The sequence below is a fragment of the Vibrio marisflavi CECT 7928 genome, from assembly GCF_921294215.1.
Taxonomy (GTDB): domain Bacteria; phylum Pseudomonadota; class Gammaproteobacteria; order Enterobacterales; family Vibrionaceae; genus Vibrio; species Vibrio marisflavi.
In genome coordinates this window covers 2,650,502-2,664,648 of the sequence record NZ_CAKLDM010000002.1, presented here as the reverse complement: position 1 = coordinate 2,664,648, position 14,147 = coordinate 2,650,502, and the positions used below count along the sequence as shown (strand labels likewise).

The 14,147-nt window shown below is 45.4% G+C and carries 12 protein-coding genes; 7 read left to right on the top strand and 5 right to left on the bottom strand.

The genetic code is table 11. The annotated features are described in order from the left end of the window. The first annotated feature begins 33 nt into the window (after nt 1-33). Nucleotides 34-507 carry an ATP-dependent Lon protease gene (locus tag L7A31_RS18980; protein ID WP_237363319.1) on the top strand — a complete coding sequence of 158 codons (474 nt, stop codon included), beginning with the start codon at nt 34-36 and terminating at the stop codon, nt 505-507. Nucleotides 508-603: 96 nt separating this feature from the next. Here L7A31_RS18980 and L7A31_RS18975 read toward each other — a convergent pair whose 3' ends face one another. Next, nucleotides 604-2,907 carry a Tex family protein gene (locus tag L7A31_RS18975; protein ID WP_237363318.1) on the bottom strand — a complete coding sequence of 768 codons (2,304 nt, stop codon included), beginning with the start codon at nt 2,905-2,907 and terminating at the stop codon, nt 604-606. Nucleotides 2,908-3,098: 191 nt separating this feature from the next. Between L7A31_RS18975 and L7A31_RS18970 the strand changes: the two genes are divergently transcribed. From L7A31_RS18970 to L7A31_RS18945, 6 genes are all read left to right on the top strand, one after another. Continuing rightward, the gene (locus tag L7A31_RS18970) at nt 3,099-4,952 is read left to right on the top strand and encodes an ATP-dependent zinc protease family protein (protein ID WP_237363317.1); all 1,854 of its coding nucleotides are present in this window, start codon (nt 3,099-3,101) and stop codon (nt 4,950-4,952) included. Nucleotides 4,953-4,971: 19 nt separating this feature from the next. Next, nucleotides 4,972-5,454, top strand: a complete 483-nt coding sequence (greB, locus tag L7A31_RS18965; RefSeq protein WP_237363316.1) for a transcription elongation factor GreB — start codon at nt 4,972-4,974, stop codon at nt 5,452-5,454. Between the two features lie 18 nt (nt 5,455-5,472). Next, a complete protein-coding gene (locus tag L7A31_RS18960) occupies nt 5,473-5,802 on the top strand; it encodes a DUF4870 family protein (RefSeq protein WP_237363315.1) in 330 nt (109 codons plus the stop codon). Between the two features lie 246 nt (nt 5,803-6,048). Then, nucleotides 6,049-6,768, top strand: coding sequence for an osmolarity response regulator transcription factor OmpR (ompR, locus tag L7A31_RS18955; RefSeq protein ID WP_237363314.1), 720 nt, complete (start codon nt 6,049-6,051; stop codon nt 6,766-6,768). A 75-nt stretch (nt 6,769-6,843) separates the two neighbouring features. Next, a complete protein-coding gene (envZ, locus tag L7A31_RS18950; RefSeq protein WP_237363313.1) occupies nt 6,844-8,157 on the top strand; it encodes a two-component system sensor histidine kinase EnvZ in 1,314 nt (437 codons plus the stop codon). Between the two features lie 2 nt (nt 8,158-8,159). Continuing rightward, nucleotides 8,160-8,810 carry a Qnr family pentapeptide repeat protein gene (locus L7A31_RS18945; protein ID WP_237363312.1) on the top strand — a complete coding sequence of 217 codons (651 nt, stop codon included), beginning with the start codon at nt 8,160-8,162 and terminating at the stop codon, nt 8,808-8,810. Here L7A31_RS18945 and recG read toward each other — a convergent pair whose 3' ends face one another. From recG to rpoZ, 4 genes are all read right to left on the bottom strand, one after another. Then, entirely contained in the window at nt 8,811-10,889 is a 2,079-nt protein-coding gene (recG, locus tag L7A31_RS18940; protein WP_237363311.1) for an ATP-dependent DNA helicase RecG, read from the bottom strand. It abuts the gene before it with no gap. 80 nt (nt 10,890-10,969) lie between these two features. Continuing rightward, on the bottom strand, nt 10,970-11,656 hold the full coding sequence (gene trmH, locus L7A31_RS18935; RefSeq protein ID WP_237363310.1) for a tRNA (guanosine(18)-2'-O)-methyltransferase TrmH: 687 nt from the start codon (nt 11,654-11,656) through the stop codon (nt 10,970-10,972). A 45-nt stretch (nt 11,657-11,701) separates the two neighbouring features. Then, a complete protein-coding gene (gene spoT, locus L7A31_RS18930; protein ID WP_237363309.1) occupies nt 11,702-13,822 on the bottom strand; it encodes a bifunctional GTP diphosphokinase/guanosine-3',5'-bis pyrophosphate 3'-pyrophosphohydrolase in 2,121 nt (706 codons plus the stop codon). A 32-nt stretch (nt 13,823-13,854) separates the two neighbouring features. Continuing rightward, nucleotides 13,855-14,127 (bottom strand): DNA-directed RNA polymerase subunit omega, encoded by a 273-nt coding sequence (gene rpoZ, locus L7A31_RS18925; protein ID WP_237363308.1) that lies wholly within the window; start codon nt 14,125-14,127, stop codon nt 13,855-13,857. Nucleotides 14,128-14,147: the final 20 nt, after the last annotated feature.

Genomic DNA, 14,147 nt, shown 5'->3' with positions numbered 1-14,147 from the left:
TGGGTAGCGGGCGATACTGAGGAGGTTTCAGTTATGATCGTGTCACCAGCGAATGTTGGTGTGCCGCTTATCGCCCCATCAGTAAATGTGCAGACGGAACAGGTCGCGCGTGACAATAAGTCACGTGAACCAATAGTGCCAACGGTTGAATTGGTCAAAACCAATGCTGAAAGAAAAGTTAAAGGTGACGACAAACAGCGGAATCGACCATCATGGGATCCTTCAGAACATCCGAGCTATGAGATGGAGAACCCTCCTGATGACGAGCCTTCTGCTGAAGAGGAAGAGAATCGAGAGCATCTCGAAAAACTGTTCAGCTTACTGTCGCTAGAGACATACAGCCAGCATCAAGGGAAAGGCTATACAATGCGTTTTAGGCTTCCTAAGCGTGTTATTGATGCAGCGATAACAGAAGGGCGAATGGCGTGTCGGCGCACTGTGATCAAGTATCACTACGGGCAAGCGGTTCTACCTAACACACCTTCTGACGTGATAGCGGTTTTATAGCGATGTGCCAGATGTTAAAACCGTCCAAAACAAATACCCACTTACCAATTTGGTAAGTGGGTATTTTATCGTTAGCAATGACGTAAAGTTTCTCGGTTACTTTTTCGCTTTCGCAAAGGCTTGAGCGAATGCACCACCCATTGCACTATTTTGTGGGGCTTGCTGTTTTCTCTGCTGGTTGCGCGGAGAACGGTTATCGGGCTTGCGTGATGCTGATGCTTGGCCAACTTCGTCATCAAGACGCATCGATAAGCCGATTCGTTTTCTTTTCACGTCTATTTCCATTACCTTCACTTTAACGATATCGCCCGCTTTGACGACTTCGCGTGGGTCGGCAACATACTTATTCGTGAGAGCTGAAATATGCACCAACCCATCTTGGTGAACGCCGATATCAACGAATGCACCGAAGTTTGCCACATTTGACACTACTCCTTCTAACACCATTCCTGGCTCAAGATCAGAAATCTCATTGACGCCATCCGCAAAGGTCGCGGTTTGAAACTCTGGGCGAGGGTCACGCCCCGGTTTATCGAGCTCTTTGATAATGTCTCGAACTGTTGGCAAGCCAAAGTTTTCATCAATGTAGTCTGACGCGTGCAGACGTTTTAGGAAATCACCGTTGCCAATTAGATCCTTAATATTCTTCTGGTTCTTTTCAGCAATGCTTTTGACCAGTGAATAGGCTTCTGGGTGAACAGCAGAACTGTCTAAAGGGTTTTTGGCATTTAGGATACGTAAAAAGCCTGCGCATTGTTCAAATGCTTTGGGCCCAAGGCGAGCAACCTTTTTCAGTGTTGAGCGAGACTCGAATCGACCGTTTTCATCGCGATAAGTCACAATGTTTTGAGCAATGGTGCTGCTAAGTCCAGCAACGCGTGCAAGAAGCGCAGGAGAGGCAGTATTTACGTCAACGCCTACCGCATTTACACAGTCTTCTACTACGGCATCTAACTGCTTAGATAGTAGGGATTGGCTAACGTCGTGCTGATATTGACCAACACCGATGGACTTAGGGTCGATTTTAACCAGCTCAGCAAGAGGGTCTTGCAGGCGCCTAGCAATGGATACTGCACCCCTTAAAGATACATCCATATTTGGAAACTCCTTCGCTGCAAGCTCAGAAGCCGAATACACAGAAGCACCCGCTTCACTGACCATAATTTTTTGTACGTTGAGTTTGCTGCGTTTAATGATATCCGCAACAAATGCATCGGTTTCACGTGAAGCCGTACCATTACCAATCGCTACCAGATCCACGTGGTGTTTTTTTATCAAAGCTTCGACAATCTGCGCTGACTTATCATATTGACTTTGTGGCGGATGAGGATAGATGGTTTCCGTTGCTAGTACCTTGCCTGTTGTGTCGACGATGGCAATTTTAGAACCAGTTCTAAGGCCCGGATCGAGACCAAGTGTTGCTCGTGGTCCTGCTGGCGCCGCCATAAGTAAGTCTTTCAAGTTGGTTGCAAAGACGTTGATGGCTTCAACCTCAGAACGCTCTTTAAGTGCGCTCATTAGTTCCGTCTCCATGTGCATGGAAAGCTTGATTCTCCATGCCCAGCTAACTACCTGTTTGCGCCAAGAGTCCGCTGGTGCGTTATTTAAATTGATACCGTAATGCTGGTATATAAGGCTCTCACAAAACGACTCTTTTACTGCAGCTTCCTGATCTGGGTCGGCATTCATCGATAGAGTAAGTACGCCTTCATTGCGACCGCGCAACATGGCTAAAGCGCGGTGAGAAGGCACTTTGCTTAACAGCTCGTCATGTTCAAAGTAGTCTTTGAATTTCTCGCCAGTGAATTGCTTTCCATCCACAACTCGAGAAGAAATCATGGCATTTTTATTTAGGTGCTGACGCAGTTTGGCAATCAACTCCGCGTTTTCAGCAATCCGCTCCATAACGATTGCACGAGCGCCATCTAAAGCTTGTTTGGTCTCTTGAATGCCTTTATCTGCATTGAAATACTTTTCCGCTTCTTGATCTGGGTTGGTTTGAGGCTGCTGCCAGAGGGTATCGGCCAGCGGCTCTAATCCCGCTTCGATTGCAATTTGCCCTTTAGTACGACGTTTCGGCTTGTATGGTAGGTAAAGGTCTTCTAAGCGCGTTTTTGTATCGGCCTCTTCTAGCTGCTTAGCCAGTTCATCAGTCAACTTACCTTGATCTTTGATTGATTTAATAATGGTTTCGCGACGGCCACTAAGCTCCCGCAAGTAGGATAAGCGGCTGTCTAGATTGCGTAATTGGGTGTCATCCAGCCCGCCAGTGACTTCTTTACGGTAGCGTGCGATGAACGGAACGGTATTTCCATCATCGATTAAGGTCACTGTTGCGCTTACTTGTTCGAGGCGAACTTGCAGTTCGTTGGCAATTAATTGACAGATTGCTTGGCTCATCCGGTGAATCTCTTTAGAAAAATATGTTTCAATGAAGTTGGGGCTCTACAACAATTTTGCAATTGTTTCTGGGATGAAATGTCATGGTTCGGGTGAAAATTACGACAACATTCCTCAATGGCTATGTTAATTTTGTTATAGGACGTTTTTATACCCATATATTGGGGCACACATCAATATGGATATGATAAATGAAAAAAATTGCGCTCGTTGCATTTGCCATTGCCATCAGTGTCGGCGTTAGTATGAGTTTTGCGCTGGACAGCTATTCGGTGAGAGAGCCCGCTTACACGCTAGACAAAAAGCTGGTGCTTGGTGAAGAAGAGAATGTTTATTTCTCTTCAGTTAAAGGGTTAGAAAAAGTCCCCTTCATTGCGAAAATTGATACAGGTGCTGATTCCACCTCGATTGATGCGCGAGATATTCATATTCGAACCATCAACCATAAGCTTGCCCACCTAAAAGACCAAGCTCTGTTAGCTGCGATCCTCAATCTATCGAAGCGTCACACCGCTGATTGGCTGGACAAGAAATCAAACGCGACTTTTGTTTCTTTTATGTTGGTCAACCCGTATACAGGTGAGAAAACCAAAGTAGAACGCCCATTGGTGAAGGTAAGCCAAATACGCAGCAGAAGTAGCGATGAGCCAATTTTACGCCCATTGGTGACTATGCCTCTTACCATTGCAGGTAAAACGTTTGATACTGTGGTTAACCTGACCAATCGCAGTCACTTCTCCGCTCAAGTGTTAATTGGCCGAACGTTATTAGCAGGTAAAGCTTGGGTGTTTGGTGGCTATAAGTATTTACAAGAGCAGCCGAACGCCATTATTGCTGGCCGAAAAGAAACGATTTCAATTGAAGGCATAGCGGTGAAGTCTGAGTTTTCTTTTAAATACAACTTTAGCCGATTGTATGCAGACGATATTAAGGTAGACAAGCAGCGACAATTAGCCACGTTTGAAGTAGAAGGGACAAACGATAAGAGCAAAACACTGACTTTGCCGATTGCACGCATGTTGAAAGTGAGTGGAAAAATGAAGCCTTTGGTTTACCTGCCAGTAAACTTAGACAAATCAACTAAGCAATATTGGCTGGCATACCTAGATGATTCGCCCAAAGGTGAAAGCTCTCTGCGCATTGGTAACAATACAATCAGCCGCTATCTGCTGATTGAGCCTGAGCAGAAGAACTTGTTTAAGAAAGACTTAATAACGTATCGTCAGTGGAAGCAAGCAAATGAAGCATTAGCGATCTCCCCATTTGAACAGCTTTCTGTTGAAGGTATACGCATTGCGACAACGGTCTCTTCTCGTATAGTCACACCGTTGCTAAGAGTTGACGAGATGTCTTATTTGGGCTCAGGGAAAAGTGAAAAGGTGACGTACACGCTCAAAAATGAGTCAGGAGAGAGAGTCACTAAGACCAAGCCTGTTCTGCGCTGGCTAACCATTGGCAAGCATCGACGTCCTGTAGTTACAGACAAATTGACGATTTTAGGTAGCACTCAATCGGTTGATTTTGCGTTGCAGACTTTGAGTAAAGACAAAGAGTATTCCTACTTAACAATAGGCCGAAAGTTCAATAACCACCCGGTATTGGTTAACCCAAGAGTTGATCAGCTTTTAACTGAACACCCATTGTTTAGGGCTGGTCATATAGAGAAAGTGCAGGTAGCTGGAATGACGTTCTCTGCCAAGCTTGATACGGGCGCAGATATCAGTTCTATCAGTGCCGAGAACATCCATTTGTTTAAGGAAAATGGCAAACAAATGGTGAGATTTCTTTATCAGGATAAACAAGACAATGGAAAAGTATTCACGCTTCCTGTTGTCGATATGGTGAAAATCAAAGCCAAGAAAGGCGAGAAAGCGAATCAGCGACCTGTAGTCGAAATGAAAGTGAAGCTCGGCAATCTTGAAGAAACGATTAGAGTGAACTTGCAAGATCGATCTCGGTTTGATTACAGCATGATATTAGGACAAAATTTTCTAAAGTATGGCGTCTTGGTTGGTAGCGACAAAAACTATCGACTGGGAAAGTAACATTGATTGAGGAAGTGAGTTGAAAACCAAGCTGATTACCCGTGAAGGATATAACAAACTTAAACAAGAGCACGATTATCTGTGGAATGAAAGACGCCCTGAGGTGACGAAAATAGTTACTTGGGCGGCAAGCCTTGGGGATAGATCAGAAAACGCCGACTACACCTTCAACAAAAGGTTATTGAGGCAAATTGATAGACGCGTACGTTTCTTGCGTAAGCTGCTGCCAGAAGTGACTATTGTTGATTACTCACCGCAGCAAGAAGGTAAAGTATTCTTTGGCGCTTGGGTTGAAATCGAAAATGAAGCTGGCGAAGTGAAGAAGTTTCGCATTGTCGGCCCTGAAGAGATTTACGGTGATGATGTCAAAGGCTATATATCCATCGATTCACCGATGGCGCGGGCTCTTTTGAAGAAACAAGTCGATGACGAGTTTGTGGTAAAAACCCCAGAGGGTGAGAAAGAGTGGTTTGTAAACTCGATTGAGTATGAGAAATCTTAATTAAACAAGGAGTAAACTATGCTCGAGTCGCAAAGAGAAGCTGAGGCTAAAACTCAAGCGCTGATTGCGTATATCCTTATGGCTATAGGTTTGTTCACTGGTCTGTTTTGGCTGATTGGCGCTATTTGGGCGATGGTGAAGAAATCTAGCGCGGAAGGCACTCTTTATTACCATCACTTCACCAATATGATTACGACTTTTTGGGTTTCTCTTCTGTTATCGATCCTGGGTAGTGTGACAGCATTTCTGATGATTGGTTACGTGATCCTATTTTTGACTTACATTTGGTCAATTTATCGAATAGTAAAAGGGCTCGCTACTGCTCTTTCTGGACGTGTTTATTCATAAGTTCCCCAGCTAACAAGGCTTCTCTTCATTCTTAATCCTAATGGGAAAGCGCTACTACTTTCAGGAGCGCGTTAATATTAGTGTTTTTAATCAACTTATACGATGTAGTGAATTGCAACTCACGGGCGTATCCGATAAAAAGAAATATACGTTAACAATTCTTTGTGTCACTGGCTGCCAAAAGGATGTTACATTTTTGGGGCTCGTTAAGTTGTCGAGTCTAATTGAAGTGGGTAGGGTCGAAAGATGCAAGAAAACTACAAAATTTTAGTGGTCGATGATGACGCACGCTTACGTTCACTATTGGAACGCTATTTAACTGAACAAGGCTTCCAAGTCCGTGGCGTAGCAAACAGTGAGCAAATGGATCGTTTACTGACACGTGAAAACTTTCATTTAATGGTGCTCGACTTAATGCTGCCTGGCGAAGATGGCTTATCTATTTGTCGCCGTCTACGCAATGCTAATAACATGTTGCCAATTTTGATGCTGACAGCAAAAGGTGATGAAGTCGATCGTATCGTTGGCCTTGAAGTAGGTGCAGATGATTACTTGCCTAAGCCATTCAACCCTAGAGAGTTACTTGCTCGCATCAAAGCGGTGTTACGTCGCCAAACGATAGAAGCGCCTGGAGCACCAAGCACTGAAGAGTCTATCGTCGAGTTTGGTGATTTTCGATTGAACCTTGGTACACGAGAAATGTTCCGCGGCGAGGAGTCGATGCCAATTACGTCAGGCGAGTTTGCTGTACTCAAAACATTAGTTACTAATGCTCGAGAGCCAATGTCGCGTGATAAGCTAATGAATATGGCGCGTGGCCGTGAGTATTCTGCGATGGAGCGTTCGATAGATGTTCAAATCTCTCGCTTACGCCGAATGCTAGAGGTTGACCCAAGTAAACCTCGATATATCCAAACTGTTTGGGGGCTCGGATACGTGTTCGTCCCTGATGGTAAAGAGGTATAAATAACCTTTTCTAAAGCACTGACAGCGTAGTCAGTGCTTTTTTCGTTTTAGTCACTTCAAATTCGGATCTTTCCAATGCGCATCCGCAGCTCTTTTACTCAATCTATTATTATCTTTTTTACGCTGTTAATCGCGAGCCAAGTCTACTCTTACTATGCGGTATTCAATTACGCCTTAATGCCTAGTTTGCAGCAGTTCAATAAGATCCTTGGTCATGAAATCAGCTTGATGCTAGATGAGTCAAACAACAGAGACTCATTGAAAATTGGTGATCCTGCTCGACACAGGGTGTTAGACCAGCTGGGTGTGACCATACATTCCCTCAAGAACCCATTGGTAGAAAAAGAGTACAACCAGTCGGTGCCAATTGAGCTTATGAGTGAAGATATGAGTCACGAGCTTGGCGTAAATACTGAAGTGCGCATGACGGTCGATAGCCACAGTTATGTACTTTGGATGAAAATAGACTCGATGCCTAACTCGTTGCTTCGCATACCTCTTACCGAATTGCGTGAAGGTGATTTTGCTCCTTTGTTCCGTAATAGCTTGTTTATGGCCATTCTTATCGTTGCAGGTGGCTGGTTGTTTGTTCGGCTACAAAACCGTCCGCTTATTGCTCTAGAGAAAGCGGCGAAAGAAGTTGGCCGAGGAGAAATTCCGCCACCGTTAGACGAGAAAGGTCCATCAGAAATACGTGCGGTGACACGGGCATTTAATCAAATGTCGAGAGGGATACAAGCATTGGAAGAAGACCGAGCCTTGCTAATGGCGGGTATCAGTCACGATTTGCGCACACCGCTCACCCGAATTCGATTAGCCACTGAAATGATGTCTCCAGAGGAAAGTTATTTGGCTGATGGAATTATCAGCGATACCGAAGAGTGCAACGAGATCATCAACCAATTTATGGATTACTTGAAACCGGTAAATAAGCAGTCATTTGAACCTGTTGACATCAATACCATTGCGCAAGATGTCGCCAATGCGGAAGGTTCAAAAGACGCAGATATTGATGTTGTCATTGGTGACAACACGCTTCCAGCTATCGGTAGTCCAATCGCACTTAAGCGCGCAGTGACCAACTTGGTAGTCAATGCGATTCGTTACGGGAATGGTTGGCTAAAAATAAGCACAGGGATGACCGCGGATAAAAAGCTAGTATGGGTTTGCGTTGAAGATAACGGCCCCGGAATTGAACAAGAACAAATTGCCAAGCTATTTGAACCATTTACTCGCGGCGATACTGCGCGTGGTAGCGAAGGAACAGGGCTTGGCCTAGCAATCGTGAAGCGAATTATTAGCCAGCATCACGGCTCGGTTGTGATTAACAACCGAAGTGAAGGTGGCTTACGTGCGCAAATAAGCTTTCCGACTAAGCAAGCGAAGTAGCTATGAACAAAGTCGATACTATTTTCGAGCAAAGAGATTTTTCGAAGCAAGATTTACAGGGTAGTTCATTTAGGCGTTGTCAGTTTATCAATTGCAGTTTTGACTATGCCGATTTGAGAGATGCGAAGTTTATTGACTGCCGTTTTATCGAGCCTACCGAGGTGATTGGCAGCAGTTTTCGTAGTGCTAACCTTAAAGATGCGAGTTTTACCGATTGTATGCTGGCGATGTGCCAGTTTAGTCGTGCTGACTGTTTTGGTATTGAGTTTCGTAAATGTGATCTAAAAGGAGCAGACTTTCAGTTAGCTAATTTTGCTAACTACATTACTGAGAAATCTTATTTTTGCTCAGCCTTTGTCACCGGGTGCAACCTTAGCTACTGCAACTTTGAAAATGCACAGTTGGAAAAATGTGATTTATTTGAGAACCGTTGGAGTGGGGCAAACTTATCGGGTGCTAGCTTAAACGGAGCTGACCTGTCTCGTGGTGAATTTAGCTCAGAACAATGGGGGACATTTAGCTTAGAGCATTGTGATTTAACCAATGTAGATCTAGAAGGTGTGGACGTTCGCAGGGTTTCTCTACATGGCGTCAAAATCTGTGATTGGCAACAAGCCCAATTGTTAGAGCCGTTTGGGCTCATCGTGATCTAGTTAGGCGTTGGAGTATTGGTCTCGGTTGCCAAGCCAACGCTCTATTATAGCTGTAGCGTTGGTCGGATATTGGCGATGAATGTGGTTAGCAATGCGCTGAACCTCGGCAACTAAGTGCTGATCGCGGATTAAATCGGCAATCTTAAACTCGGCCATGCCTGTTTGTTTGGTTCCGAGTAACTCACCCGGCCCTCGAATTTCTAGATCTCGCTGGGCAATGACAAAGCCATCATTGCTTTCTCGAAGTACGCCTAACCTTTTTTGAGCGGTCTTGGAAAGTGGCGAGTGGTACAACAGCACACAATGGCTGGCTACGCTACCTCGGCCTACTCGACCTCTTAACTGGTGCAATTGCGCCAAACCCAAGCGCTCCGGGTTTTCAATGATCATCAAACTGGCATTTGGCACATCGACACCCACTTCAATGACTGTTGTGGCAACCAACAAACTTAATTCGTTGCGTTTAAACGCATCCATTACTGCTTGTTTTTCTGTAGGCTTCATTCGGCCATGAACTAAGCCAATCTTAAGCTCTGGTAGTTTATTTGATAGCTCTTCTGCCGTGTCTGCTGCAGCTTGAGCTTCTAACACTTCAGATTCATCAATGAGTGTACACACCCAATAGGCTTGCTTGTTTTCATTTAGGCAGGCATTTTTGACGCGCTCTATGATATCACCACGTTTGGTGTCAGGAATCGCAACCGTTTGGATAGGTGAACGACCGGGTGGCAGTTCATCAATCACGGATGTTTCTAAGTCGGCATAAGCCGTCATTGCCAGCGTACGAGGAATTGGCGTTGCGGTCATGATCAATTGGTGCGGGTAATGGCCTTGCTTGGCTCCTTTTTCTCGAAGCTCTAAGCGCTGGTGAACACCAAAGCGGTGTTGCTCATCAATAATGACTAATGCCAAATTCGCAAAATGAACGTTTTCTTGAAACAATGCATGAGTGCCAACCACCATTTTAGCGGTGCCTAATGCTATAGCTTCAAGTTGACTATCTTTTTCTTTTTTCTTTTGTTTTCCTGCAACCCATGCCACTTGAATTTCTAATGGTTTTAACCAGTTTGCAAAGTTGATGGCATGCTGCTCTGCGAGGATTTCTGTCGGAGCCATGAGTGCGACTTGGTAACCTTGCTCAATTGCAGTGAGTGCAGCTAAGGCCGCTACCAATGTCTTTCCTGAACCCACGTCGCCTTGCACAAGGCGCATCATTGGGAAAGGTTTTGCTAGATCTGACTCTACCTCTTGTACAACACGAGCTTGGGCACTTGTTGGAGTAAACGGAAGCTGAGCAAGTAATTGGTTTTTTAGTACAGTTGAGGCTGGCAACTTCAGTGCAGAATCTTGTTGGCCTTTGCTGCGAACCGCTAACATTGATAGGTTTTGCGCGATCAGCTCTTCCAAAATAAGCCGAACTTGTGCCGGATGTTTGCCTTGCTCAAAGGCTTCTAGATCAATGCTTGGATCGGGGCGGTGAATGATACGTAGTGCGTCATTCATCGTTAGTTGATTTGGGTACAAGCCTTCAGGAAAAAGCTCTTGTACAGCCGATTTATCTAGCAACTCTAACGCTTGGTCGGTGAGACTTCTCAGCGTTAATTGGCGCAGCCCATCTGTGGTGGGATAAACTGAAGTTAAGCTTTGCTCTAATTGCAGCTTTTGCTTTGGCTGAAAGAATTTGTAGTCAGGATGGATGATTTCAAGGCCATTCATACCGCGCTTAATTTCTCCATAGGCGTGCACTTGCTTGTCGACGGAGAAGTTGTTCTTCATTGCAGCAGTGAAATTAAAAAAGCGCAGCGTGATTGTGCCATTACCATCGCTTATCTTTACCGTCAGCATTTTCTTACGACCAAAAATCGTATCCGCACTCATTACTTTGCCTTGTACTGAAGCCCAAAGGCCAGGATGTACTTTGGCTATCGGGTAGACGCGAGTTCTGTCTTCGTATCGAGCGGGTAGGTGAAACAGTAGATCTTGGACGTTGTGTAAACCAATTCGAGCCAACTTTTCTGCAACTTTAGCTCCAACTCCAGTTAGAGAAGATAGTGGAATGGCAGATAGTAGCTGACTCATAGTAAGGGCCTAAACGTAATACACAACAAATAGTTAATCACTAGACTGTGTATTTGTACAGGAAATTTGTGCTCACGCTGTTATTTGCTTTGCATTTTCTGCCACCACTCATCATCAGCGACGACTTGCCCCTGATCATCAAGCGGGGGATAAGGTAGCCCTTTGCATTTAGCGACCCTTGCAAGAACCGGGTGACCGCGCTCGAACAAAGTGCGATGGATAGTTTCCTCTGGTAACGCACTGACTTCTCTATCGTACATGCCCTTTTCTTGGCGTTGCCTCTGTGCTTCATAAAGAACAATCGCACTGGCTACAGAGACATTGAGTGACTGTACCATACCCATCATCGGGACAATAATATCTTGGTCAGCAAGCTCAATCGCGCTCTTCGAGGCACCAAACTTTTCACTGCCCAAAATAACTGCGGTAGGCTTGGTGTAATCGATTTCTCGAAAATCTACCGCTTTATCAGATAGGTTGGTTACTAACACTTGCATGCCTTGCGTTTTCAAAGAGCAAACTGCATCTTCGATGGTATCGTGAGTATCAACCTCAACCCAATTTCTAGCACCAGCCGAGGTGTGGCTTAGGGTGCGCATTTGCTCGGTTGGCCAAACAGCGTGAACTTTATGTAGGCCTGTTGCATCGGCAGTTCGGATCACAGCAGAAACATTGTTGGGCTTATGTACTTCTTCCAAGCACAAAGTTAAGTCTGGTTGACGGGCTTTAAGAACTTGTTGGATGCGTTGATATCTTTCTAAATTCATAGTGATGACAATAAAACAGGGCTACCGAGTGGTAGCCCATAGAGGTTAGTTTTTCCGGCGTCGTACGCGCAGAGCATGTGGCATAACACGTATCTTTTTCATGATTCCAGCTAAGTGTACGCGATCTTTTGTGGTGATGAGCACCGTGATTGTGTACAAACGGCCATCTTTCTCTTCTGTAGAAATGCCATGAATGTTTGAGCCAGTTTTAGCGATGACATTGGTAAGTTCGGCCAAAGCACCTTGGTGGTTCTGCATGTCGACTTTCAGTTCAGAGATGAACTCTTGGTCATAATCTTCCGACCACTCTACGGCCATATACTTGTCGGGCTCTTTTTGATAACCGCGAACATTCGGACAAGTTTCTCTGTGTACAACAAGGCCACGGCCCGGAGAAACGTGAGCGATGATATGATCGTCTGGAATTGGATGACAGCAGTTTGCAAAGGTGAGCAGTATGCCTTCCGCTCCGCGGATTGGCAGCTTTTTCTTTGGCTTGCCATCAGTAGTCGCGACATCAGCAAGCTCGTCACTATCACCTAATAGACGACGCGCGATGACAATGCTCATCAATTCACCTAAGCCAATGGATGCGAGCAAGTCTTCTTCTGTCTCTACCTTGAGATCGGCAAGCACACTTTGCACGTTTTCTTGGTCAATATCCGACAATGACAATTCACCAAGGGCATGATTGAGCAAGCGGCGGCCTAATGTTACCGACTCTTCACGTCGCATAGTCTTCAGCACTTGACGAATTTTAGTACGAGCACGAGAGGTGACGACATAGTTCAGCCAAGCAGCGTTAGGTCTCGCGCCTGGAGCGCTGATGATTTCGATAGTTTGGCCGTTCTTAAGCGCTTTACTCAGTGGGTAAGGATTTCTGTCTACCCTAGCACCCACACAAGTATTACCGACATCAGTGTGCACTGCATACGCGAAGTCTACGGCTGTTGCGCCAACAGGCAACTCAACAATACGGCCTTTTGGCGTAAAGACGTAAATCTCATCTGGGAACAAATCCGATTTGACGTGCTCGATAAATTCAAACGAGTTACCAGCGCTTTGCTGAAGTTCCAGCAGGCTTTGCATCCAACGCTGTGCTTTAACTTGCGCTGTTGTACCAGTGCTATCGCCATTGCCTTTGTATGACCAGTGAGCAGCAACCCCTTTGTCGGCCATCTGGTCCATATCTTCCGTTCTAATTTGAACTTCGACAGGAACCCCATGAGGGCCAACCATTGAGGTATGTAGCGATTGATAGCCGTTAGCCTTAGGAACCGCGATGTAGTCTTTCATACGACCCGGACGCGGCTTATACAAGCTATGCACTTGGCCAAGTACCCGATAGCAAGTGTCTGCATCTTCTACAACGACGCGAAAAGCATAGATATCCATAATGGTATGGAAGCGCTGCTCTTTGGTTTTCATTTTGTTGTAGATGGAGTAGAGGTTCTTTTCACGACCGACGACACGAGCTTTTAACCCCACGTCTTCCAAGCGACCTTCAATTTCGCTGTGGATACGTTGAATCATCTCTTTTCGATTGCCGCGAGCAGCGCGAACCACTTCTTTCAGCACTCGATAGCGATTTGGGTAAAGCGCTTCGAAACCTAGCTCTTCCAGTTCCACTTTGATGTTGTGGATACCCAAACGGTGAGCCAGTGGAGAATAGATTTCTAACGTTTCACGAGCAATACGACGTTTTTTATCAGGCCTTAACACGCCAAGCGTGCGCATGTTATGGGTACGGTCAGCTAGCTTAATTAGAATGACGCGAATATCTTGCACCATGGCAAGAACCATCTTACGGAAGTTCTCAGCTTGGGCTTCTTTGCGATCGCGGAATTTCAGCTTGTCGAGTTTTGATACGCCATCTACGAGTTCGGCAACAGTATTGCCAAATTTGATGCCCAATTCTTCTTTGGTGACGTCACAATCTTCGATGACATCGTGTAAGAGTGCAGCTTGAAGTGTTTCTATATCAAGGCGCATTTCTGCGAGGATACGAGCGACGGCGACAGGGTGGATGATATAAGGTTCGCCGCTGGTACGAGTTTGCCCTTCATGGGCGTCTCTTGCTACCACATAAGATTGACGCAGAGCCTCAATTTGAGGCTCTGCTAAGTATTCTTGGGCAACGTCTTTGAGACTATCAAATAGATACAAATTATATACCCGGGAGGTTATCGAACTTTAAATTAACGGTTGTGTACGATGCTACTTACCGCGGCTAGTTCAGCAGCTTCTTGCTCTTGCTGCTCCTGACGCTCACGAGCATCAAGGACTTCTTTTGTGATAAGACCTTCTTCGATTTCGCGTAGTGCGATAACAGTTGGCTTATCGTTCTCTTCAGGCACTAGGGAATCTTTACCGCCAGTTTGCATTTGACGTGCGCGGCGTGCCGCAATGAGAACAAGGTCGAAACGGTTGCCAATTTTTTCAACAGCGTCTTGTACAGTTACGCGTGCCATGAGAACTCCAAATAGTTAAC